The organism is Nakamurella lactea DSM 19367 (genome assembly GCF_000426645.1).
In the GTDB taxonomy this organism is placed as follows: Bacteria; Actinomycetota; Actinomycetes; order Mycobacteriales; family Nakamurellaceae; genus Nakamurella; species Nakamurella lactea.
Window position 1 is genome coordinate 16,613 of the sequence record NZ_AUFT01000007.1, and the last position, 21,443, is coordinate 38,055.

General features: G+C 67.4%; 24 protein-coding genes. 11 read left to right on the top strand and 13 right to left on the bottom strand.

Translation table 11 applies throughout. The annotated features are described in order from the left end of the window. Positions 1–194 precede the first annotated feature (194 nt). Together K340_RS0107980 and K340_RS0107985 are read right to left on the bottom strand one after the other, a co-directional pair. Positions 195–497 carry an MGMT family protein gene (locus K340_RS0107980; RefSeq protein ID WP_029136334.1) on the bottom strand — a complete coding sequence of 101 codons (303 nt, stop codon included), beginning with the start codon at positions 495–497 and terminating at the stop codon, positions 195–197. A gap of 379 nt (positions 498–876) precedes the next feature. Next, positions 877–1,356 (bottom strand): DoxX family protein, encoded by a 480-nt coding sequence (locus K340_RS0107985; protein ID WP_211229325.1) that lies wholly within the window; start codon positions 1,354–1,356, stop codon positions 877–879. 32 nt (positions 1,357–1,388) lie between these two features. Here K340_RS0107985 and K340_RS28310 point away from each other — a divergent pair, with 32 nt between their 5' ends. Continuing rightward, positions 1,389–1,952: a TetR/AcrR family transcriptional regulator gene (locus tag K340_RS28310; protein WP_161632073.1), complete on the top strand. Its 564-nt coding sequence runs from the start codon at positions 1,389–1,391 to the stop codon at positions 1,950–1,952. Between the two features lie 53 nt (positions 1,953–2,005). On the opposite strand, the gene K340_RS0107995 is transcribed toward K340_RS28310, so the two are convergent. The 3 genes from K340_RS0107995 to K340_RS28315 form a co-directional block, all read right to left on the bottom strand. Next, entirely contained in the window at positions 2,006–2,893 is an 888-nt protein-coding gene (locus K340_RS0107995; RefSeq protein WP_029136336.1) for an aldo/keto reductase, read from the bottom strand. Positions 2,894–2,967: 74 nt separating this feature from the next. Next, a complete protein-coding gene (locus tag K340_RS0108000) occupies positions 2,968–3,339 on the bottom strand; it encodes a DUF2255 family protein (protein ID WP_029136337.1) in 372 nt (123 codons plus the stop codon). Then, the gene (locus K340_RS28315; RefSeq protein WP_051265453.1) at positions 3,336–4,253 is read right to left on the bottom strand and encodes a helix-turn-helix transcriptional regulator; all 918 of its coding nucleotides are present in this window, start codon (positions 4,251–4,253) and stop codon (positions 3,336–3,338) included. Before K340_RS28315 ends, K340_RS0108000 begins: the two co-directional genes overlap by 4 nt. A 146-nt stretch (positions 4,254–4,399) precedes the next feature. On the opposite strand from K340_RS28315, the gene K340_RS28320 reads away from it, so the two are divergent. From K340_RS28320 to K340_RS0108035, 5 genes are all read left to right on the top strand, one after another. Continuing rightward, positions 4,400–4,813: a (R)-mandelonitrile lyase gene (locus tag K340_RS28320; protein ID WP_037363528.1), complete on the top strand. Its 414-nt coding sequence runs from the start codon at positions 4,400–4,402 to the stop codon at positions 4,811–4,813. A gap of 3 nt (positions 4,814–4,816) precedes the next feature. Continuing rightward, positions 4,817–5,587: a carboxymuconolactone decarboxylase family protein gene (locus tag K340_RS0108020; protein ID WP_029136338.1), complete on the top strand. Its 771-nt coding sequence runs from the start codon at positions 4,817–4,819 to the stop codon at positions 5,585–5,587. A gap of 40 nt (positions 5,588–5,627) precedes the next feature. After that, positions 5,628–6,677, top strand: a complete 1,050-nt coding sequence (locus K340_RS0108025; protein ID WP_029136339.1) for an alcohol dehydrogenase catalytic domain-containing protein — start codon at positions 5,628–5,630, stop codon at positions 6,675–6,677. 74 nt (positions 6,678–6,751) lie between these two features. Then, entirely contained in the window at positions 6,752–7,774 is a 1,023-nt protein-coding gene (locus K340_RS0108030; protein WP_029136340.1) for an aldo/keto reductase, read from the top strand. Between the two features lie 146 nt (positions 7,775–7,920). Further along, positions 7,921–8,457 (top strand): flavodoxin, encoded by a 537-nt coding sequence (locus K340_RS0108035; protein ID WP_051265455.1) that lies wholly within the window; start codon positions 7,921–7,923, stop codon positions 8,455–8,457. Positions 8,458–8,489: 32 nt separating this feature from the next. Here the strand turns inward: K340_RS0108035 and K340_RS0108040 are convergent, their stop codons facing one another. Then, the gene (locus tag K340_RS0108040; RefSeq protein WP_029136342.1) at positions 8,490–9,422 is read right to left on the bottom strand and encodes a patatin-like phospholipase family protein; all 933 of its coding nucleotides are present in this window, start codon (positions 9,420–9,422) and stop codon (positions 8,490–8,492) included. A gap of 365 nt (positions 9,423–9,787) precedes the next feature. Between K340_RS0108040 and K340_RS0108045 the strand changes: the two genes are divergently transcribed. After that, positions 9,788–10,594, top strand: a complete 807-nt coding sequence (locus tag K340_RS0108045; RefSeq protein WP_029136343.1) for an LLM class flavin-dependent oxidoreductase — start codon at positions 9,788–9,790, stop codon at positions 10,592–10,594. A gap of 29 nt (positions 10,595–10,623) precedes the next feature. Here K340_RS0108045 and K340_RS0108050 read toward each other — a convergent pair whose 3' ends face one another. Genes K340_RS0108050 through K340_RS28335 form a run of 4 tightly spaced genes read right to left on the bottom strand, consistent with a single transcriptional unit; the run spans position 10,624 to position 15,010 of the window. Further along, positions 10,624–11,406 carry an SDR family NAD(P)-dependent oxidoreductase gene (locus tag K340_RS0108050; RefSeq protein WP_029136344.1) on the bottom strand — a complete coding sequence of 261 codons (783 nt, stop codon included), beginning with the start codon at positions 11,404–11,406 and terminating at the stop codon, positions 10,624–10,626. Next, positions 11,403–13,589 (bottom strand): alpha-galactosidase, encoded by a 2,187-nt coding sequence (locus tag K340_RS28325; protein WP_051265457.1) that lies wholly within the window; start codon positions 13,587–13,589, stop codon positions 11,403–11,405. Before K340_RS28325 ends, K340_RS0108050 begins: the two co-directional genes overlap by 4 nt. A 27-nt stretch (positions 13,590–13,616) precedes the next feature. Further along, on the bottom strand, positions 13,617–14,312 hold the full coding sequence (locus K340_RS28330) for a histidine phosphatase family protein (RefSeq protein WP_211229326.1): 696 nt from the start codon (positions 14,310–14,312) through the stop codon (positions 13,617–13,619). A gap of 26 nt (positions 14,313–14,338) precedes the next feature. Beyond that, a complete protein-coding gene (locus K340_RS28335) occupies positions 14,339–15,010 on the bottom strand; it encodes a TetR/AcrR family transcriptional regulator (protein WP_051265461.1) in 672 nt (223 codons plus the stop codon). Between the two features lie 150 nt (positions 15,011–15,160). Between K340_RS28335 and K340_RS0108070 the strand changes: the two genes are divergently transcribed. Together K340_RS0108070 and K340_RS0108075 are read left to right on the top strand one after the other, a co-directional pair. Beyond that, positions 15,161–15,559: a nuclear transport factor 2 family protein gene (locus K340_RS0108070; RefSeq protein WP_211229327.1), complete on the top strand. Its 399-nt coding sequence runs from the start codon at positions 15,161–15,163 to the stop codon at positions 15,557–15,559. Next, on the top strand, positions 15,556–16,428 hold the full coding sequence (locus K340_RS0108075) for an SDR family oxidoreductase (RefSeq protein WP_029136346.1): 873 nt from the start codon (positions 15,556–15,558) through the stop codon (positions 16,426–16,428). Before K340_RS0108070 ends, K340_RS0108075 begins: the two co-directional genes overlap by 4 nt. Before the next feature lie 158 nt (positions 16,429–16,586). On the opposite strand, the gene K340_RS0108085 is transcribed toward K340_RS0108075, so the two are convergent. After that, positions 16,587–17,351: a nucleotidyltransferase domain-containing protein gene (locus K340_RS0108085; protein ID WP_029136347.1), complete on the bottom strand. Its 765-nt coding sequence runs from the start codon at positions 17,349–17,351 to the stop codon at positions 16,587–16,589. 27 nt (positions 17,352–17,378) lie between these two features. On the opposite strand from K340_RS0108085, the gene K340_RS37485 reads away from it, so the two are divergent. After that, positions 17,379–17,483, top strand: coding sequence for a neutral zinc metallopeptidase (locus K340_RS37485; protein ID WP_154674142.1), 105 nt, complete (start codon positions 17,379–17,381; stop codon positions 17,481–17,483). 186 nt (positions 17,484–17,669) lie between these two features. Here K340_RS37485 and K340_RS28340 read toward each other — a convergent pair whose 3' ends face one another. Both K340_RS28340 and K340_RS0108095 read right to left on the bottom strand, forming a co-directional pair. Then, positions 17,670–19,214, bottom strand: a complete 1,545-nt coding sequence (locus K340_RS28340) for a purple acid phosphatase family protein (RefSeq protein WP_084614177.1) — start codon at positions 19,212–19,214, stop codon at positions 17,670–17,672. Positions 19,215–19,350: 136 nt separating this feature from the next. Next, complete coding sequence (locus K340_RS0108095; RefSeq protein ID WP_051265466.1) at positions 19,351–20,574, bottom strand: HupE/UreJ family protein; 1,224 nt, start codon at positions 20,572–20,574, stop codon at positions 19,351–19,353. Positions 20,575–20,754: 180 nt separating this feature from the next. On the opposite strand from K340_RS0108095, the gene K340_RS0108100 reads away from it, so the two are divergent. Continuing rightward, on the top strand, positions 20,755–21,435 hold the full coding sequence (locus K340_RS0108100; protein ID WP_029136349.1) for a hypothetical protein: 681 nt from the start codon (positions 20,755–20,757) through the stop codon (positions 21,433–21,435). The last annotated feature ends 8 nt before the right edge of the window (positions 21,436–21,443 follow it).

The window sequence follows — 21,443 nt, forward strand, 5'->3', positions numbered from 1 at the left end:
GTGGCGCGACGACGTCAGTTGTACCCCGGCCTGATGCATCGATGTGCCCCTCGCGCCCGACAGAAAATGATCATGAGGGACGTTACGCGACCAACCAGACATCCGCGCACGGGAGTATCAATCGGGCGAATGTTGCAGGCCATCGCGAACTGGAGCCGGCATCGATGGTGACGAAGCCGCAGCGCCGACCGCTGCTACTCATCCGGCTGCCAAAGGGCCCGCCGGACGTCGACGATTCCGTGTCGAATCGGGGTGCCTTCGATCAGCCAGTGCGGTTGGGCGTCGAACATCAGGTAGGGCGGCAACGTTCCGTCGGCACGCACGACCCGCCACCAGGCAACCTCCGGACCGTGCCTGGCCATCACGCCGGCCACTCCGCGCGGACCACCCCGGCCCAGATAGTCGGCGATCGCGCCGAACGTCATCACCCGCCCGGCCGGAATGCTGTCGACGACCTCGATCACCAGGTCGCTCAGTTCCTCGGGGCGATCGCTCATTCGACGGCCGCGGGGGTCCGAGTCTTCGACCTCGCCGAGACCAGGGCCGACGGGTGCGCATGGAAGTCACTGGGCCCGTGTATCGAGCCGTCCTCGGTCACTGGTCGGCCCGCTCGGGGACCAGCCCTCGGAGCCGGCGGCGCCAAGTCGAAGGCACGTTCCGCCCGGCGCTGTGCCATCGACCAGATCCCTCGCTCGGCGAGAGCTTCCAGGGTCGTCATCATCCAGACGCTAGCCGGGTATCCCCGTCGTGCGGCCCGTAGTGCAGTCCATGGGAGGCGCTCTCGCATCGCCGATCGTTCGCTGTGGCGCAGCAGCCAGAACCGTCAGTCCCGGAACTGGCCCGCTGGAACCATCGACATGAAGATGCGCTGACCGACTACGGCAGGCCGACGAAGCTGATCACCGCTACGGCGATGCAGATGACGAGCATGCCGATGGCGTTGACGAACAGGTTGCGTCCGAAGTCCTTTGCCCGGATGTGCATCGCGATCGCGATGAGGAAGTAGGCGATCAGGGCGAACGTTGCCGCCGTGCCCAGGTAGGAAATCCAGATGCCGGCGATCAGCGCCGCACCCGCGAGGAACTTGACCGGCGAAACCACCCACCAGAACTCGCGCGGCCAGCCGACGTCCCGGAAACACGCAGCGATGAACGGGACCGGGCGCAGGCACAAGATCCCGTCACCGATGCTGATGACGGCCAGCACGACCACGGGCCAGATCGGCGCGGGCAACGAAGCGACTGCAATCATGTCGGCCACCGTACCATACGGTATGGTATGGCGATGACGGAAACCGTGAGCGCGCGTCCTGGGCCGGAATCCGCCGCCGGGCAGGACACTCGTCAGGATGGACACGTGAGTCCTGCAGCGGTGAGGAGTGAGTGGGTGTGACGACCAGGGACGAGTGGGTCGACGAAGGCTTGGAAGTGCTCGGCTCTCATGGCTTGCCAGGAGTGCGCATCGACCGAATTGCCGGCCGGCTGGGCGTGAGCAAAGGTTCGTTCCACCATCACTTCCAGGGCATTGCCGACTACCGCCGGGCGCTGTTGGCCCGCTATGAGCAGCAGGTCACCCAGCCGTTGACCGACACCTCCGAAACCGCCGGTGAGCAGACGCTGCGTCGGCTGGCCGATCAGTTGGCCGACCTGTACAACCCACGGATCGAGACCGCGATGCGCGCCTGGGCACTGCATGACGAAGACGCGCGGACGATCATCGCCCGGGTGGATGCGGCCCGGCTGAGTGCCCTGACCATGGCGTGGACCGACATTGTGGATGACCCCGAGACCGCTGGGACCGCAGCGCTCATCCCACATCTGGTGGCGATCGGCGCCGCCGCCGCGGTGCCGCCGCTGGACCTCGCCGCACTGGACCGGGTCTACCGGATGCTGGTCGACCAGATCCCGGCGGTCGCGGCAGCTGCGAGGACCCCGAATCGCCCGGAGGCGTGACGCAACAGGCTGTCCCGCCGAAGTGAACGTCCTCGTCCGCCGCCTACCGCTGGTCAGGCCTCGGGGATCTCGCGTCCGAAGGCTTCGAGCGTGATGGCCCCAGGTTCGGGGCCGCCGCGGACGCCTTTGTCCAGCGCGTCCAGTGCGTCGAGTTGGGCGTCGGTGAGGTTGAAGTCGAAGACGTCGAAGTTCTCGGCGATCCGAGCGGGCTTCGTCGATTTGGGAATCACCGAGCGGCCGCGCTGAAGGTGCCAGCGCAGCATGACCTGTGCCGCCGTCTTGCCGTACCCGGCGCCGATCGCGGTGATGGTCTCGTCGTCGAACGTACTGCCGGCATTTGCGTCGCCGCGGTAACTGGTGATCCCGCCGATCGGGGACCATGCCTGGGTGAGGATCCGATGTTCCGCGTCGGCGGCCTGCACCTCGGGTTGGGTGAAGTAGGGGTGCAGTTCGATCTGGTTGACCGCGGGCACGATCGAGGTGGCCTCGAGCAGGCGCTGTAGGTGTTCGGTCATGAAGTTGCTGACGCCGATCGCGCGGACCCGGCCGTCGTCGAGCAGCTTCTCCAGGGCTCGATAGGCGTTGATCGTGCGGTCGAAGGCAGTGGGTAGCGGCTGATGCAGGATGAGCAGATCGATCTGCTCGACGCCGAGTTTGCCGGCGCTCTTGTCGAACGCATGCAGCGTCTGTTCGTACCCATAGTCGGAGATCCACACCTTCGTTTCGATGAACATCTCCGACCGGTCGATGCCGGAACGCCGGATCGCCTCACCGACCTCGCGCTCGTTCCCGTAGGCCGCCGCAGTGTCGACGTGCCGGTAGCCGGTGGCGATCGCAGCACCGACGGCATCTGCCGTCTCCTGCGGTGGGGTCTGAAAGACGCCGAGGCCGATCGCCGGGATCTCGACGCCGTTGTTCAGGGTGATCGTTGGTGTAGTCATGGGGTTCTCCGCATCTGGATGAGTCTGCGTGGGTAGTGCTGGTGGTGCGCGGGTCGGCCGGGTGACGTCCTCCGTCAGGCGGGTTCGACGGTGAGGGTCGCGGCCCGCGGGCCGTCCTCAAGCAGGTGTTCGACGATCGAGGCGTACCTGCCGTACTTGCTGCGGTACAACGCGTCCGCCCGTTCCCGGTCGTCCTCGTCCGCCGAGGTGAACCTGATCTCGTGGGTGACGCCGCCGGCGATCAGCTGACCGGTCCCGGTGCCGAGCGCGCTCCGGAACCATCCCGCGGTGGGACCATTGGTGGACCGGACGTAGACCCGGTCGTCGTCACCGACGATCCAGATGATCCGTGGCCGGCGAAGGCTTCCGTCCCGGCGGCGGGTGACGATCTGCACCTCGTCCGGCGACGTGACCGCCCGGGCCAGGGCGGGATTCCACGCGGTCATGCTTGCTCCCTTTCGGAGTCGGCGCCAGCGTCAGACCCGGAAATGCCTACCGGAGAACGGCTCTCGGCCTGATCGGTGGCAGCCCAGCTGCCGAGCATCGACAGCGCATCGGCGGTCGTTGTGCCCTGCGCCGCGGTGTAGACGAGCATCGTCAGATCGGGGTGCGAGGGCAGTTCCATCGCCTCGAACTGCAGGTCGAGGGCTCCGACCACCGGATGGTGCAACTTCTTGCGCCCGGTGCGATGGAAACGGACGTCGTGGGCTGCCCAGCGGGCCCGGAAGTCATCGCTGCGGGTGGACAGTTCCCCGATCAGCTCGACCAGCTGCGGATCGTGCGGATGCCGACCGGCCTCAGACCGCAGCATCGCGGCGATGTCGTCGGCCGCACGCTCCCAGTCGACGAAGAACTCGTGCGACGCGGGATCCAGATAGATGAACCTGGCGGTGTTCGCCGGCCTGCGCGGATCGGCCAGCAGCGGCGCATAGAGCGCCCGGGCCATCCGGTTCGAGGCCAGCATGTCGTGCCGCGCGTTGCGCACCCAGGCGGGCACCCCGACCATCGCGTCCAGCACCTGCTGGACGCTGTCCGTGACGCCGACCGGGGCGCTGCGGCGGCGGCGCACCGTCCCCGGGCCGGCCGCCCGCGCCAGGTCGTACAGGTGCTCGCGCTCGGCGTCGTCCAGCTGCAGTGCCCGCGCGACCCCCTCGAGCACGCTCTCGGAGGCGCCGGCCAGCGTGCCGCGTTCCATCCGGACGTAGTAGTCCACGCTGACCCCGGCGAGCAGCGCCACCTCCTCGCGGCGCAGCCCCTTCACCCGCCGGTGACCGCCGTAGGCCGGCAGTCCCGCCTGCTCCGGGGTGATCCGGGCACGGCGAGTGCTGAGGAACTCCTGAACCTGCTCCCGGTTGTCCATGTGCTCCACGTTATGCACTCCGGCGCCGTCGTAGGGCGTACTGGCGTTACCTGGAAGAGCAGACCCTCCCCGGGGCGGGTCGCGAAGGCTTGACTGGTTCAGGTAAGCGACTCGACTCCGCCTGGCCACTTCGTTCTAGGAGAGACATGAACAAGAACGCCACCGCTCCGACGGTGAAGACTCCGGCGAAGAACTTCACCGGCGACGTCTGGATGAACCCGGTCTTCGGCGGCGACGGTGCCTCCCGGCTGACCGTCGGGCTGGTCCGCTTCACCCCGGGCGCTCGTACCAACTGGCACCGTCACGCCAACGGGCAGCTGCTCGTGTGCACCGACGGCGTCGGGCTGGTCGGCACCCGGGACGGGCACACCGTAGTGCTGCGCGCCGGAGAGAGCGTATGGACTCCGGCCGGTGAGGAGCACTTCCACGGCGGTACCGCCGACAACATGATGTGCCACTTCGCGATCCTGGACGCCGCCGGCGAGGGCGAAGCCACCACCTGGCTCGAACCGGTCACCGACCAGCAGTACACCGCGGCCCACACAGCTGCGCAGGTCTGACCCATGACGAGCAGCGATGCCGCGAAGGCGCACCACGACCAACTGTTCGGCGAACGGGATTCGACGCTGTCCGAGACGGATCCTGAGTTCATCGACTACTTCGACAACTTCGCCTTCGACGAGGTCCTCGCCGACGCCGCGGACCTGGACGACACGGTCGATCTGCGCACCCGTGTGCTGGTCCAGCTGGCCGCTGTCCTCGCGGCCGGCGGGCTGGCCGAGTTCCGGGTGCTGGCCGCCGCCGGACTCGCGAACGCCGGAGTCAGCCCGGTCGAGCTCAAGGAGCTCGTCTACCAGGCTGTGCCCTATGTCGGCCTGGCGCGGGTGTTCGATTACCTGCACGCCGCGAACGACGTCCTGGGTCCCGCCGGCGTCCGGTTACCGCTTCCCGGGCAGGCCACCAGTACTCCCGGAACCCGGCAGGAGCGCGGCAAACAGGTCCAGGGACGCATCGTGGGCGCCGGTCGCGTCGAGCAGATGCACGCCGACGCCCCGCAGGACTGCAAACACTTCCAGCGCTACCTGACCGGCAACTGCTTCGGCGACACGGTCGCCCGCGACGGGCTCGAGCTTGCCACCCGGGAGCTGCTCACTTTCGCGATGCTCGCCGCTCTCGGCGGAGCCGACGCCCAACTACGCGGACACGTCAACGGAAACCTGAACGTCGGCAACGGTCGCAACCGGCTGCTGGCGGTGCTGACGCTGCTCGTGCCCTTCATCGGCTATCCCCGCACCCTCAACGCCCTCGCCGCCGTCAACGACCTCACCAACTGACGGCCAACGCCCGACAGAACCGTCAACAGAAGGAATTCCCATGCGCGCCACCTTCATCTATGCCGCCGGCGACATCCGAGTCACCGACGCACCCGACCCCGAGATCGTCGAACCTACGGACGCCCTGGTCCAGGTCACCCGCGCCTGCGTCTGCGGCAGCGACCTCCATCAGTACCACTCCCCGCTCGAAACACCCGGTGGTAGGTCCATCGGCCACGAGCTCATCGGTGTCGTCACCGAGGTCGGTGCGGAGGTGACGACCCTGACGAAGGGGGACTTCGTCATCGCCCCGTTCGCCATTTCCTGTGGCGTGTGCGAATTCTGCCGCGCCGGACTGCAGACCGCCTGCGCCAACGGCGGCTTCTGGAATGACGCCCGACTGGGCACCGCCGGCTGCCAGGCGGAAGCCGCCCGGGTGCCACTGGCGGACGGCACCCTGGTCAAGGTGCCCGGCATCGACCCGGCGAGCGCCGACGAAAGTCTGCTCGCCTCGCTGCTGACCCTGTCCGACGTCTACGGCACCGGATGGCACGCCGCCCACACTGCGGGCGTCGTCGCCGGCGACACGGTGGCGGTCATCGGCGACGGCGCGGTCGGATTGCTGGCAGTACTGTCGGCCAAGCAACTCGGCGCCGAACGCATCATTCTGATGGGCCGACACGAGAGCCGCACCGATCTCGGCCGCGAGTTCGGGGCTACCGATGTGGTCGCCGAACGTGGTCGGGACGGCATCGACACCGTCCTGGAGCTCACCAAGGGCGGCGCCGGCAAGGTGCTGGAGGCCGTCGGCCTTCTGCCCGCCTACGAACAGGCCGTCGGCATCGTCCGACCAGGCGGTGCCATTGCCCGGGTCGGGGTCCCGCAGTACGACAACGGTCCGATCGGTTGGTCGTTCTTCAGCAAGAACACCACCCTCACCGGCGGCCCGGCACCGGCGCGGGCCTACCTCGAACAACTATTGCCGGCCGTCCTCGACGGCACCGTCAACCCCGGCAAGGTCTTCGATCGCACCATCTCGCTGGAGGACACTCCGCAGGGCTATGCCGCGATGGACGCCCGCGAGGCCCTCAAGGTGATGATCAGGCCGTAGCGAAGCTCGCGGAGCCGTCCCGAGGCCGGCCACGCCGAGCCGCTCACTGACAAAGTCGAAAGGTTGGATTGACCATGCAGAACCGAATCCTCGGACGTACGGGCGTCTCCGTCAGCCCATTGTGCCTGGGCACCATGATGTTCGGCCCGTGGGGCAACGCCGACGAGGACGACTCGATCCGGATCATCCACCGGGCGCTGGATGCCGGCGTCAACTTCGTCGACACCGCGGACGTCTACTCCGCCGGGGAATCCGAGCGGATCGTCGGCAAGGCTCTCGCCGGGCGCCGTGACGACGTCGTCCTGGCCACCAAATTCTTCATGCCGATGGGTGACGAGCCGAACCACCGCGGCGGCTCGCGCCGCTGGATCATGCAGTCGGTCGAGAATTCGCTGCGGCGGTTGGGAACGGACTACATCGACCTCTACCAGGTCCACCGGCCCAGCCAGGACACCGACGTCGAAGAAACCCTTGGCGCCCTTACCGATCTCGTGCGACAGGGCAAGGTCCGCTACCTCGGGTCCTCGTCCTATGCCGCCAGCCAGATCGTCGAAGCGCAATGGGCGGCCCGCGACCGCCGCTCGGAGCGGTTCGTCACCGAGCAGCCGCCGTACTCCATCCTGGTGCGCGGCATCGAAGCAGACGTGCTGCCCACCGCCCACCGGCACGGCATGGGCACTCTCACCTACAGCCCACTCGGCGGCGGCTGGCTCTCCGGCCGGTGGCGCAAAGGCAATGCGGCAACACCGACCTCGGCGGCCCGACCGAAGGCGCGCTTCGACATGACCACCGAAGCCAACCAACGCAAACTCGACATCGTCGAAAGCCTGGCAGAGTTGGCCGAGCAGGCGGGCATGACGCTCATCGACCTGGCCATCGCGTTCGTCATCAACCATCCGGCCGTCACCTCCGCCATCATCGGACCCCGCACGATGGAGCAACTCGAATCGCAACTCTCCGGCGCCGAGGTGACCCTGAGCGCCGACATCCTGGACCGAATCGACGAACTCGTACCGCCTGGCGTCACCATCAACCCGGACGACAACAGCTACGGCGAGGCCGAACTTGCCCCGGCCGCCCGGCGCCGAAGCCAATGACGCCCGCGTCCCCGAACCCAAAGGAACCCAGTCGGCGTGCACTGCTCCGCATCGTCGGAGCGGCAGGTCTGGCAACCCTGGCCGCCTGCACCAGCAGTCCGCCCAGCCGGCCCGATACGACCGGATCGACAGAGAGCGACACTGCGGTGAGCGATGCGCCAGCGAGTCGAGTCTTGCTTGCCTACTTCTCCCGGGCCGGCGAGAACTACTGGTATGGCAAGCGTCGCACTCTCAAGACGGGCAACACGGAAGTTCTCGCCCAGCTGATCGCCGCGCGCATCGGATGCGACACCCACCGAATCGAGGCCGCGGATCCGTACCCGAACGGGTACGACGACACCGTCGCCCGCAACGTCCGGGAACAGGACGCTGGTGCCAGGCCAGAGATCGCCAACCCGCTGCCCGACCTGATCGGGTACCGCGTCGTGATCCTGGCCTCGCCGATCTGGAACGTGCGGCCGCCGATGATCATGACCACCTTCGTCGAAGCGGTCGACCTCGCCGGTAAGACCATCCACCCGGTGACAACGCACGCCATGAGCGGGCTCGGTCGAGCGCCGGCGATCTACGCGGCCGCCGCACCCACCGCAGTACTCGGCCCGGGTCTTGCCGTCCAGGGTGAACGGGTCAACCAGGCTGACGACGAAATCACCGCCTGGGTCCGGTCGGTCGCCGCCCGGTGAGTCTCGGCCACTGCCCTCCGGGTCCGCCGGCGTCAGCGCCAGAACTCGATGAGCTGCTCGGCGACGGCGGTGCCCTGCTCGTAACCGGCTCGGGCAGCGGGCGGACGCAGCGACGGGTTCATCGAATTGGCGCCGAACATGTGCTCGGAGTTGCTGTCCGGGAAGATCGTCTCCGCCCTGCTGCCGCCCGCGCGCAGTTCGTCGAGCTGAGTCGCGAGGGCCATGCCCCATTCCGGCGGATGCCGTGATCGGCCGCCGAACGGCGAGACCACCAGCACCCGACCGTAACCGGTTGCCAGATCGGCATTCTCGTTGCGCCGGTAGCCGCCGTCGATGTATCGGTGATCGCCGATCCGGTAGGGCAGGCCGCTGGAACAGCTGGCGGCGACGGCATCCGCCAGCTCGACTCCGCTCTGCCGGTCGAAGACCACCGGTTCACCGGTTTCGGCATCGACCGCGGTGATGAGCACCGATCGCTCCGGCCAGCGCCGGCTGGGCAGCCGGGCCGCGACGGTAGCGCGCCACTGGGCGTGCCAGGAGCCGTCCGACGCGGCATCCAACTCGAGTGCCGCCGTGGCCATTCTGCGCCGCATGTCGGGTGCGTCCTTCGCGGAGGCGATGATCTTGTTCGTTCGCTCCAAGTGGTTCACCGCAGCGCTTCTCGGCGCACGCCCGGGGTCGGATCCCACCGTAGGAGTCCGTTGCCGGGGAGTAGCGGCAAGGATCGCGGCAAGCAGTTCGGTCGGGGTCGCGCCGGCCAGTTGGGCGGCCGTGGTCGAGCCGGCCGACGTCCCGATGGTCAAGTCGGCTGTGGTGACGTCCAACCCGGCATCGAACAGGCCGGCGACGACGCCGATCAGCCAGGCGTTGCCGGTGGATCCGCCGCCGCCCAGGACGAGTGCGCGTTCACCGGTGGTGGATTGAGCAGGGGGGAATTGCGGAGTTGAGGAAGGTGAAGTGTTCATCGGAGTCGCCTTTCGCGGATGCGGTGGTGGCGCTCCCGGTGGCGACTAACTCAGTCGCGCGATCGTGGACTGCGGGGGACCGCCCACTGTGGATACTGCGTTCATGGGGGGCTCACCTCCTGCCGATGGGTCACGATCGCGACAACGCTAACACGGCGCCATCCGCTCCATCTCACCCGTGAAGCGCGATGTTGCGGGACGATCTGCGACCGGGGAGTTGACCTCCGGCCAGCGATGGCGCCGGAACCCCACCGGTGAGAGTGTCGGATCGCGGCCGGGCCGTTCGTAGACAGAGCGAGCGGCCGCCCAGCGGGCGCCACCACCGACCCGGCGCTCGCTGCGCCGCCAGACATGAGGAGCCGAAGATGACACGTCCGATCCGATTCGGGGTCGTCACCCCCGTACTGACCGACCTGCCCAGCTGGCGAGATCAGGTGCGGCGCATCGCCGACAGCGGCTTCTCCACACTGCTGATGCCCGACGTCCCCGACATGCAGCCCGCATTCGCCCCGACGCTGGCGCTGGCCGCCGCGGACACCGATCTGCGGGTCGGCACCTGGGTGTGCGCCTCGCCGTTGCGTACCGCCAAGATCGCCGCGTGGGAGGCACACTCGCTGTCGGTGCTCACCGAGGGTCGCTTCGAACTGGGCATCGGCGCCGGGCGCCCCGGGATCAACGACCTGGCCCGCGAGTTCGGGATGCCCGCACTCTCACCTGGCGAGCGGCTGGACCGGATACGGGACACCGTGATCGCGCTGCGCGAGCTCGACGGCGACGACCGGCACACGCCGGTGGCGATGGCCGTTCGCGGGCCGAAGGCGCAGGCGCTGGCCGCCGAGTTCGCCGACACCGTCACCTTCGTCGGGACACCCGACGACACCCGCGGCGACATCGAGGGGCTGGCCCGGGGGTTCCGGGCCGACCGAGACGTCGAACTCGCGCTGCACGTCTCGGTCGTCGGCGACGGAGTCGCGCCGTTCATGGCGCTCCCGACCATCGACACGGCCGCCCTGCAGGCCGCGGGCTCGCTGCTGACGCTGCCCGACGACCCGTCGGCAGCCACCGAGGAGATCCTGCGCCGACGGGACGAACTCGGGTTCTCCTACTTCGTTTTCGGCGCAAGGTTCGCCGAGACCCTCGCTCCCGTCGTCGCGGAGTTGGCTGGACGATGATCCCACCGCCCGATCGGTGGACCCAGGGATCAGGGACTGTGGAACTGCACCGACAAACCGCAGTCGACCGCCACCGTCGCGCCGGTGATCGCGCTGGACCGCCGGTCCAGCAGGAAAGTCACCACCTCGGCCACCTCGTCGGGCTCAGCAATCCGCCCCAGCGGGATCGACGAGGCCACCTCGGCCAGCGCAGCGGCCGGATGCGGTTGGCCGGCCAGCCAGTCGTCGACCAACTGGGTGCGGGTCCACCCCGGCGCGACGGCATTGACCCGGATGCCAGCAGGCCCGAGCTCGACAGCGAGACTGCGAGTCAGTCCCTCCACCCCGGCCTTGGCGGCGGCATACGGAAACATCCCGGGAATGGTGAGCCGGGAATGGAGCGAGGAGATCGTCACGATCGAGCCGGCAGTACTTTGTCGCAGCTGCGGCAGGACTGCCCGGCAGCACTGCCATATCGCCTTCAGGTCGACGGCGAAAAACGAGTCCCATTCGTCTTCAGACATCTCCAGCACGTCGAAATAGGCGTTGACCCCGGCAGATGTCACCAGACCGTCGATCCGGCCGAACCGTTCGACAGCCCGACCTATCGCGCCGTCGAGCTGCCCGCCGTCGGTCACGTCGACCCGTGCGGTCAGCATCGACGCGGATGGCGGAAGCCGATCGGCAAGAGCGTCAAGTGCGTCGCCGTCGCGGTCGAGGGCGACCAGGTCCCATCCCGTTGACGCCAGTGTCCGGCATACGGCCGCGCCGATCCCGTTGCCGGCTCCGGTCACCACCGCCACCGGACGACTGTCGACCGAATGTCCGCTCACTTGTCCACCCCCGATCCGTCGACGCCCCGCGGACTGATGGACGGCTCCGGTGTGCAGGGCCGCTCGGCGTCCGTCGTGCGTTCCAAGACGACCAGGCGGCTGGCGTAGTCGCCGGCCAACTGCACGCGTAGCCCTCGGGTGCGCAGAAGTGCGCCGGACGCCAGTAGAGCCGGTTGTTCGGCATCGGGATCGCTGACGATCCGGTACTGGCCAGCATCTTCCAGGCCGTTGATGCGGACGAACTGCGTGCGGCGCAGGGCATGCACCGTCGGCGCGAGGACGAAGACGGCTGCTCGGTCGCCGTCGGCAGATACGTAGCCCACGGCTGACGTCTCGTCCTCGGAGGTCGGCAGCCGATATCGGTGGCCGAGCTGGACCAGATCACGGATGTCCTTGTACTGCTCGACGAATGCGCGTGCCGCCGTCAGCTGCGGACCGTCCCACGCCGCCAGGTCGCCACCCAGACCAAGGACACCGGTCATCGCCACGTGGAAGCGAAATTCCAGCGGAATGCTGCGATCGCTGAGCCCGCCCGGACTGTCGGTCACCCAGCAGGCCATCGTCGACGCCGGGTTCGCCCGGGTGTAACCGTCCTGGATGCCGATCCGATCAACGGCGTCGGTGTTGTCGCTGGGCCAGACCCAGTGCACCGCGCCGAGGGTCGCCAGGTCGGCGCGGCCGCCGCCGGAGGCGCAGGACTCCAGTTGCAGATCGGGGAATCGCTCGGAGAGCCTGCGCCACACCTCGTGGACGCCGCGGGCGTGCTCGATCCACGAGCCGGCACCGGTCGCGGTTGCCGCCTGATACAGCGGCCGGTTCATATCCCATTTGAGATAGTCGATCCCGGCCTCCTCGACGTGCCGGCCGATGGTCTCGACCGCCCAGTCCCGCACCTCGTCACTGGTGAAATCGAGGACGAACTTGTTGCCCACCAACAAGGGTGGCCGGTTCGGCCATCGGTAGATCCAGTCCGGATGCTCGCGGTACAGGGTGGCGTCCGGATTGACCATCTCGGGTTCGAACCACACCCCGAATCGCATCCCGAGCGCGTGGACAGCGTCGGACAGGCCGCGGAGGCCGTTCGGGAACTTGGTGGTGTCGGTGTGCCAGTCACCCAGCCCGTTGTTGTGTTCGGATCCCGGCCGGAACCAGCCGTCGTCGATGACGAACAGCTCGACCCCGACCTCGGCGGCCCGTTCGGCCAGGCGGATCTGGTGCTGCTCGGTCACGTCGAAGTAGGTGGCTTCCCAGGAGTTGTACAGAACAGGCCGCGGCTGGTCGGCATCACGCAGCACCACGTTGCGCTGGAAGTGATGCCAGCTCCGGCTGGTCGCATCGTGTCCGTCGGGGCTGTAGAGGCCGGCGATGTCGGGCAGCTCGATGCGGCCTCCGGCGGGGATGTCGGTGCGCAGGTCGTGATCGTTGAGGCCGGCGGTCACCGTCAAGCTGTGGTCGTGATCCAACTGGGTGGTCGCCTTCCAGGAGCCGCTCCAGGCGATCGCCAGACTCCACACCTCACCCTTGTCCTCCGACGCCCCTGCATCGAGCGAGAGCCATGGCAGCGCAGTGTGTCCGGGGATCCCGGCGCGCGACTCGATGACGTGTTTGCCGAGCGGTAGGCGATGCCGGCTGTGCTGGGTCTCTGCGCCGTAGGCTCCGCTGAGATCGGACTGGAACCAGTGGGGCCGGTGCGGTGGCGTCCAGCCGGCGCTCGCCCCGCGCAACAGTCGTACCGGCCCGTCACCGTCGTTGACGATCGTCAGCCCGCGGACGATGACGTCGTACTCGGCGTAGACCCGGTACCGCAGGTGCAGCCGGACCGGGTAGCTGCTGTCCGCGAGGACAATCTCCAGCTCGTCCGCCGAGACCTGTACGTCACTGACCTCCAGTTCCAGGTCCACCGCACCGTCAGGCAGCTGGAGCATCACGGCGATTTCGTCGTGCCGGGCACCGCCGTGCACGGCCAGTTCTTCGGCACCGGCCCGTGGCGACGGGTAGGTACTCGACGGAACTGTCGTCACCGGCGGCTCGGCGATCAGCACTGCCAGATCACCCTCGTCGATCGGTCCGCCCCAGTGCAAGTGACGGACCGGAGTGCCTGGCCCACCCAAGGCCAACGCATAGCTTGATCGGGCGGTGCTGAGCAGGTAGGTGGAGTCGTCCGCCAGCGCTCGAATGGCCATGTGGGAGATGAAATCACATTTCGATCCCTAAAGGCCCGCACCGGTCACTGTGACCTGATCCTCGGCGAACCGCACTCGGAAGATCGCCGGCATGGGCATCGCCGTGCAGAACGCCCAATCAATACCGGGAACCCCGAACCCGACGAGGGCCCTGGCGACGAACGTGCCATGACTACCGACGACTACGACCTGATCGTGGTGATCGTCGGCCAACAAGGTCAGCACGGCGACGGCCCGAACGGTGAGGTCCTGCAGACTCTCTGCGCCGGATCGGGCCGTCGTCGGACTTGCCCAGCTTTCGGCGTAATCCTGGGCGTATCCGGGGTGGGGTGTGATTCCGGAATCCCATTCCCGCAGTTCGTGTTCGACTCCAACGGTGAGGCCGAGGGCCAGGGCCAGCGGCCGCACAGTCTGGACCGCCCGTAGGTACGGACTCGAGACGACCGTGGTCGGAATCCGAGCGGACAGCTCACGAACAAGCCCGTGTGCCTGCAGGTTGCCCTCTGCCGTCAACGGCCGCTGGAACTCGCTCGGGCCGTCTGGCTTCGACGGCACTGAGCGCGCATGACGGACGAGAACGACTTCCGAATTCATTCGCAGTACCATACGTCCGGGGGTTCCTCTACGCGCGCGCAGCTTCACGAACTTGCTGGTGTCCAGCCTGCGGGGAATGGCCACGCAATGGCAGTGCGAGACGGGCAGGGTGGGCTTGCGACGGCGCACACGTGGATATTGACTCGCAGTCTCGGTCAGGCTGGCTTCTGGTCGCCGTTTCCGACGGTCCCATGGCCGAGGAGCGCGTCGACGAGGGAATCGCCGACGAACTGCCCATAGCGTTCCGGTGGCCAACCGCGATTGACCACGAGTAGCCGGTAGAGCTCGGGTGAGCTGTAGGCCCACATGATCTCGCCGGCTTCCTGGACCGAAAGACCGGGCCGGAAACGGGTTTTGCCGGCGACCGTTTGGGCGACCTGGATCATCCGGGCCAGCCGGGCGGCATCGAGCTCGGCGCCCAGCTGAGCCAGCGCGGGGTCGGTGTCGGCGGCCGCGGTCAGCAGCAGGAGCAGCGGGGCGATACGCGGTGCGACCTCGGTCGTGAGCGAGCCGAGCCCGCGCAGGATTCGGCGAGGATCGCTTTCGGCAGCTTGCATCGCGTCCGAGCGCTGCTCGGCCGGAACCGGGCCGGCACCGGTCAGCGCGTCTTGGCACATCGCACGCAAGAGTCCGGCCTTGCCCCCGAAGGACTTGTAAATCGTGTCGGTCGACGCGCTGGCGTCAGAGGCGACCGATGCGATAGTGGTTGCGGCGTAACCCTCGTGCAGGAATCGCCGCCGAGCGGCATCGATGATCGCTTCCCGGGTCCGTGCGGCTTGCTCGCGCCGACGGCTGGCGTCATATCGACGGGGCTTGACAGACTCCACAATTGACTCCATAGTCATAGAACGAATCCAGTTGACTGGATCAGATTAGAGGGACGCCGCGGCCAGACGCAAGCACCTGGCCTGTCGTCGCGGGCCAGTTCGATCGGAGGCGTCATGCCGGAGCCCGTTCGACCAGCAGCACCGATCCGGGTGATTCAGCGGCTGCGCGATTCCACGAACGCGCACGACATCGACGGCATCGTCAGCTGTTTCGCGAGCGGCTACCGCAACGAGACGCCGGCGCATCCCGCGCGTGGTTTCGTCGGCAACGATCGGGTGCGCCGCAACTGGACGCAAATCCTGGCGGCGATTCCCGACGTGTCGACCAAGATCGTCAGCTGCCTTGCTGACGGCGACACGGTCTGGTCCGAGTGGGAACACCAGGGCACTCGTCCGGACGGTTCGGTGCACCTGATGCGCGGCGTCATCATCTTCACGGTGCGCGAAGGGCGCATCGTCGCGGCACGCTTCTTTCTGGAGCCGGTCGACGAGGCCACCGATGGGATCGACGCTGCAGTCCGGCGACAGATCAGGCCGGAAGCGTCGTGAGCAGTCGGGTGCTCGTCGCCGGCGGCACCGGCCGGCTGGGCACGCTGGTGGTCACCTACCTCGCTTCTCGTGGCGTGCAGGTCCGGGTGATGACCCGCGACCCGGCCCGGGCTGCCCACTTGTCCGGCAACAACATCGAGATCGTCCTCGGCGATGTGCGTGATCCAACGACCACAGCGGCGGCAGTTGCGGGTGTCCAGACAGCGGTCTCCGCAGTGCACGGGTTCGCCGGTCCCGGCCATATTTCCCCCGCCTCGGTGGATCGGGACGGCAACATCACCCTCACCCAGGTGGCCCGCGCTGCCGGTGCCGATGTCGTGCTCATGTCCGGCGTCGTCCCCGCATCGGACAGCCCGATGGAGTTGTTCCGCATGAAACATGCCGCGGAGGTAGCGCTCACCGCCAGTGCGGTGCCGGCCACCGTGGTGCGGGCGACCGCCTTCCTTGAGCTGTGGATCGACCTGCTGCGCCGAACCGCGGGCCGGGCACATAGACCGCTGGTCTTCGGGCGCGGACAGAACCCGATCAACTTCGTCTCCGTGCGTGACGTCGCCGCACTCGTCGAACGCGTCGTCACCGACCAGACGACCCGGGGTCAAACGCTGGAGATCGGCGGACCCGACAACCTCACCCTCGACCAGCTCGCCTGGATGGTCGCGGGCAACCGCGCGCATCGCACCTCCCCCAGGCACGTTCCTCGCGCGGCGCTACACATCATGGCCGCCACCGTCGGACGGATCCGCCCGGAACTCGGTCGCCAAGCGCGGGCGGCAATCGCCATGGACCGCAACGACATGACCTACGTTGGCGATGCTGTCCGTATCCGGTTCCCTGACCTGCCCTGCACCTCCGCCGGAGACCTGCTATGACGCCTTGTCGATCTCAGGTGCGCCACCCCGTCGCCCTTGGTGGTTCTGTACGGCCTGACGATGTATCGCCAGGTGGATGACGGCGATGACCATCAGCACCACCAGACAGGAATAGAACACCGGCCACGTGAGCATGCGGCACAGCGGTCGGACTGCACTCACTGCGGTTCGCCGGCTGACAGTGCGTGGCCGACCAGATCGAGGTAGTTGGCTATCGCGGTTCGACGGTCGTCGGGCAGCCGATGGCTGTAGTGGAAGAGGAGTTGCCGCAACACGTCCAACTGTTCGGCTGCCGCGGCTTCCGGTGCAGGCGGGCCGCCGACGAACTCCATCAGCTTCGCCGCCTGGGGCGACCGCCGGACAACGTGTTTGGCGGCAATGGGAATGAGCGCAGCGCGCAGCCGCTCATGCTCATCGGGGGCCTTCACTGTCGCGGGCTGGATGTCCCGGCCGGCCAGGTGATCGGCGAAACTTACTGCCAAGTCTGGCAGGCCCTGTCGGTCAAAAACGACCGTAGCGTCAGTGGCCCACCCTGCCTCGGATGCCGGGTAGATGTACCAGTCGACCCACAACGGCAGACCGTCGATGACGTATTCCCCACTGACCGCGCCGGCATGTCGGGGTGCGTTGTGGCGGGCATCGAAACTCAGCCGAAGATCGTCAGCCCGAGGCAGTTCACGGGCATCGACGAACCTCGCGACCTGAGTATCGGGCACCACGATCAGCAGATCGATGTCGCTCCAGTCGTCGTCGTCACCGCGCCCCAGCGATCCGACCAACCCGGCTGCGACGACGGTGTCGTCGTCACGCAAGAGATCGAGAACTTCGCCGAGCCACGAGTCCCGCAGTTCGCGAAGCAGCCTCGATGACAGAGAGCGCCGACTTTCGTGCATCGTCGGGAAGTCTGACACGAACGCAGCCATCGCGCCTCGCGACCGGGGCGACACTCTGTGTGCCAGCCCAAATCGGCCGACCACGGATCGTCGGATCAGCGGGTCGCCTGGTTCACCAAGGGCTTCAACGGCGATATCGAATCATGCCTCGGAAACCGCTAATCGTTGTTACCGGGACCTGGGAACCGTTGGCGCAAGGCCGGCACTCGGACCGCACCCTCGTGACCAGCAAGGACGGGTTCAGCGGCGGTTCTGCGCCAAGCTGCGTGGACACGTCGACGGGCCCGGAGTCGAACGACTCCGGGCCCGTCGGTTGTTCAGGCGATCAGCACCGCGGGGGCGCGGCCGTCACTTGCCGTGCTGCGTGTAGGTCTGACGATCGATCAGCGAACCCATCGGCGAGACCGGCACGTTGTTCGCGACACCGGTGACCTTGCTGGTGACCGGATCGACGATCGTGGTGTTCTCCGGGCTGCCACACCACTTCACGTTGTTGCGGGCGACGGCCGGGTTGGTGGCCAGGTCCGCGCAATCGCCCGCACGGATCCCGCTGACCTCGAGCTTGTTGGCCTTGACGTCGACGCGAACGTAGGAGCGAACGTGCTCCTGGTTCTCGGAAGCGTTGGCCCAGTGGCGCTTGCGGCCCGTGCTGTCGTCGAGCGGATCCGGCCCGAAGGTCGGGTCGGTCGGCGCGGTCAGGTCGTAGTACTTCGAGCCGGACGCCGAGTTGGCGGTCACGTAGACCACACCACCGGGACCGAGGTCGACCTTGTTCTGGTCGGGGGTCTCGGCAGCGTTGGCCTTGGTGCCGTTCTTGATCTCGTAGCTCCGCGAGTACGAGTGGTCGTGGCCCTGCAGCACCAGGTCGACGCCCATCTCGGAGAACGCGGTGGTGAAGTCCTGGCGGCGCACCTTGTTGTCGCCGTCGTTCGCATGGGCCGCCGGCGAGTAGATCGAGTGGTGGTAGACCAACACGGTCCACTTGGTACCGGCGCCGTGGTTGGCGATCACATCCTTGATGTACGCCACGTGCGCCGGATCCGAACCACTGTTGTAGGCATTGGAGTTGATGTCCACGAACAGCACACCCTTGTACGTGTACCAGTAGTCGCCGCCGGCAGCGGTCGCCGTGTTGCCACCGGGGTAGAAAGCGGCGTCGTTCGACGTGTTCGGGGTGAAGTTGTGCTGCAGAATGGCCTGGCCACCCGACTCGTGGTTGCCGATGGTCGAGGCCCACGGGACGCGCTTGAGCACGTCGCTGCTGTCGGCGAAGTTGTTCCAGTGGTCCTCGTTGTTGGCGCTCTCCACCTGGTCTCCGCCGGACACCAGAATCTCGGCGTCGGCATCGTTCTGCTGCGTGTAGGCGAGGGTCGCCGCCCAGCCCTTGCCGTCGGCAACGGCGTCACCCGACGAACCGATCTGCGGGTCGCCGAAGAACAGGAACGAGAACGGCTGACCCTTCCCCCGGTTACCGGTCTTGAAGGCGTAGGTCGGCGACCACGCACCCGCGGAGCCGACCTTGTAGCTGTACTCGGTGTTCGGAGCCAGATTCGGGAGGGTGGCCCTGGCGTTGTAGGCCGTGGTGGTGCCGACCCAGTTCTGCTGCTCGACGGCGTCGATCACCGTTGCCTTCTGGGTGAACGCGCCCGCGGAGAGCGACTTGGTCTGCTGCAGAACGACCTGCTGGTCGGCGTCGCCGGGGACGTACCACGCGAGGTTGCGGGACGACTCGTCGGAGCCGACGCCGAGCAGGATGTCGTAAGGCGCGCCGGTCGCCGCGTAGGCGGAGGCTGAGGCGGCGACTACGCCACCGGAGACGAGGGTGGCGAGGCCGATCGCTGCCGCGATGCCGCGGTGGCGGAACCTGGTCGCCGTGATCATGCGGGAATTCATTGATGTCGTCCTGTCGGGTAGGGGACGTCTGTGGACATCGACCAGTTCAGTCGGGTCGGATGAATGCACTGTGAACCGTTGGGGAGCAATGAATGACGGTTCCCCGGTGAACAGGCGTCACGTCCGCCGAGCTGCGTCAGAGCAGCCGCTGGACGAACCAGACCAACCCCAGCACCGTCACGCCGGCGGCGATCAACCCGGTCACCCACCTGGCGACGACGGGTCGGTGCCGGCGGAGCAGCGCAAGCGCAGGGAACAGCAGCGCGATGATCGCCAGCTGAACGAACTCGATGCCGAGATTGAAGACCAGCAACGACCACAGCAGCGACCAGGAGAACGCCTCGTCGATGCCGAGCGCGCCGGCGAACCCGAGGCCGTGGATCAGTCCGAAGGCGAACACCACGGCGAGCCGGGTCCAGCCGGCCCGATCCAGGGCGAAGTGGCCGTGCTGGTCGGTCTCGATGTCGGAGGCGTGACCGCGGCGCACCACCAATCGCCACAGGTGCCAGCCGGCGACCACCGCGATCGACAACGCGATCAAGGGCTCGACGACCGATGCCGACACCTTCACCGCGCCGAGTGCCGCCAGGATGAAAGTCACCGAATGGGCAAGAGTGAAAGCCGTTGCGGCGAGAACGATCTCCCGGAGCCGTCGAGAGCCGGCGATCAACGCCAGCAGGAACAGCAGGTGATCGAGTCCGGTATAGAGGTGTTCGGCGCCGAGCCGGAAGAACTCCCAGAACCGTTTGCCGACGCTCTGCTGGATCGAGAGCGTCGGGTTGTTCCGGTCGAGGACGGCGCTGCCCGAGCGGCCGTCGAGGTGATAGGTGACGATCGTCTCGGCGCCCTTCACGAAGCCCTCGTCATCGGCGAACAACGAACTCGTCACGCCGTGCTTCGGGTCGTGCTCCTGCTCGGGGCAGCTCCAGTCGAGAACCACGGTGGCATAGGGCACATCCCGCAGGTGAACGACGAAGTCACCGACCTGCGCCGGCGTGCAGGCGGTGCTTCCGGCGGAGAGCACGAACCGGTCGGTCAGGTATTTGAGCGCGTTCGTCCGGTGCGTGTTCAGGGCCAGCTGCTGCCCGGGCAGGTCGCTGTTCTCCCAGGCCGGCATACCGGCCCGGTACAGCGGGTCGTCCTTCTCGGCCTGGGCCACCGACACGAGGTACAGGTCGTACTCGACGTCGAGTTGGGTCCGAACGTGGCCGGGTTGGCTGCCATCGGTGATGTCGACGTACACAGCCGTGGAGAAGCCGTGTGCGAGAGCGGGTGTCGCGCCGGCGAGGCCCGAGAGAACGCTGACAGCAGCACAGAACAGCACGCTGAACGCGGCGAACCGGAATCGACGGACGGGCATGAATCTCCTTATCGTGGGCCGTCGCAAGGTCCCGCACCCCGATGTCGGGCAGATGTCCGGATGACGAACAGCCGGACAACACGGGCCGCAGGAAGGTCGGCCGACTTCTGCTGTTCACGCTCCTCCGATAGGAAGTACGCACTCGGCGCCCGCACTCGTCACCCGCACAAAGGAATCCCGTTGCACCTGCGTTCCCGCCCCGGTGGTGTCCTCTCCGCAGTCGCCGCCTGCTGCCTGCTGCTGCTCACCGGCTGCGCCGGCAACGCCCGGACCGGTGCCAACGCCTCGACGTCCCCGTTGCCCCATGCAACGGTGGGGCAGGACTTCTACGACGCCCAGAACCCCCCACCCCCGGAAGGCACGATCACCCCGTCGGCGGGCTCCTGGGACAGGGTCCACCCGCCGAAGGGTTACCGGGCCGTGTTGCTGTCGATGGGCACCGACGGGCCGACAACCACCCTGGTCACCGCCATCGACGAGTGGGCCGGCCAGGAGGGCGTCGACCTGCAGCACATCACTGTCCCCGACCACCACCAGATCATCGACAAGGCCACCCAGGCCATCGATCTCCGGCTCGATCTCGTCATCGTGGCCGGCAACGACCTGATCGACCCGATGGCCCTGATCACCGCGGCGCATCTGCAGCAGAACTTCCTGGTGGTGGGCGCGGAACTCGCCGAACCGACGCACAACGTCACCGCAGCCGACTGGACCGGCGCGTCATTTCGTGGCGAGGGCCTCGGCGCCTCATCGACCTACGACCCGACTTCGTTCACCCCGGAGCGGGCGGCCCGCGCGGTTCGCGCCGGCGCGGCAGCGGTGCTCAGCAATCACACCGGCATCGTCGTCTGGCTGGACTGACCGCCACC

Bases quoted from the DNA above. Each gene is read 5' to 3' on its own strand.
- K340_RS0108025 (WP_029136339.1), top strand. From the start codon at position 5,628: ATGCGCGCCACCTTCATCTATGCCGCCGGCGACATCCGAGTCACCGAC.
- K340_RS0108095 (WP_051265466.1), bottom strand. From the start codon at position 20,574: ATGCCCGTCCGTCGATTCCGGTTCGCCGCGTTCAGCGTGCTGTTCTGT.
- K340_RS28325 (WP_051265457.1), bottom strand. From the start codon at position 13,589: ATGGCCATTCGAGCGCTGGCGGACGACTCCACCTACCTGCTCAGCACC.
- K340_RS0107995 (WP_029136336.1), bottom strand. From the start codon at position 2,893: ATGACTACACCAACGATCACCCTGAACAACGGCGTCGAGATCCCGGCG.
- K340_RS0107980 (WP_029136334.1), bottom strand. From the start codon at position 497: ATGAGCGATCGCCCCGAGGAACTGAGCGACCTGGTGATCGAGGTCGTC.
- K340_RS28320 (WP_037363528.1), top strand. From the start codon at position 4,400: ATGAACAAGAACGCCACCGCTCCGACGGTGAAGACTCCGGCGAAGAAC.
- K340_RS0108020 (WP_029136338.1), top strand. From the start codon at position 4,817: ATGACGAGCAGCGATGCCGCGAAGGCGCACCACGACCAACTGTTCGGC.
- K340_RS28315 (WP_051265453.1), bottom strand. From the start codon at position 4,253: ATGGACAACCGGGAGCAGGTTCAGGAGTTCCTCAGCACTCGCCGTGCC.
- K340_RS0108000 (WP_029136337.1), bottom strand. From the start codon at position 3,339: ATGACCGCGTGGAATCCCGCCCTGGCCCGGGCGGTCACGTCGCCGGAC.
- K340_RS0108040 (WP_029136342.1), bottom strand. From the start codon at position 9,422: ATGAACACTTCACCTTCCTCAACTCCGCAATTCCCCCCTGCTCAATCC.
- K340_RS0108085 (WP_029136347.1), bottom strand. From the start codon at position 17,351: ATGGCTGCGTTCGTGTCAGACTTCCCGACGATGCACGAAAGTCGGCGC.
- K340_RS0108030 (WP_029136340.1), top strand. From the start codon at position 6,752: ATGCAGAACCGAATCCTCGGACGTACGGGCGTCTCCGTCAGCCCATTG.
- K340_RS28340 (WP_084614177.1), bottom strand. From the start codon at position 19,214: ATGAATTCCCGCATGATCACGGCGACCAGGTTCCGCCACCGCGGCATC.
- K340_RS0108045 (WP_029136343.1), top strand. From the start codon at position 9,788: ATGACACGTCCGATCCGATTCGGGGTCGTCACCCCCGTACTGACCGAC.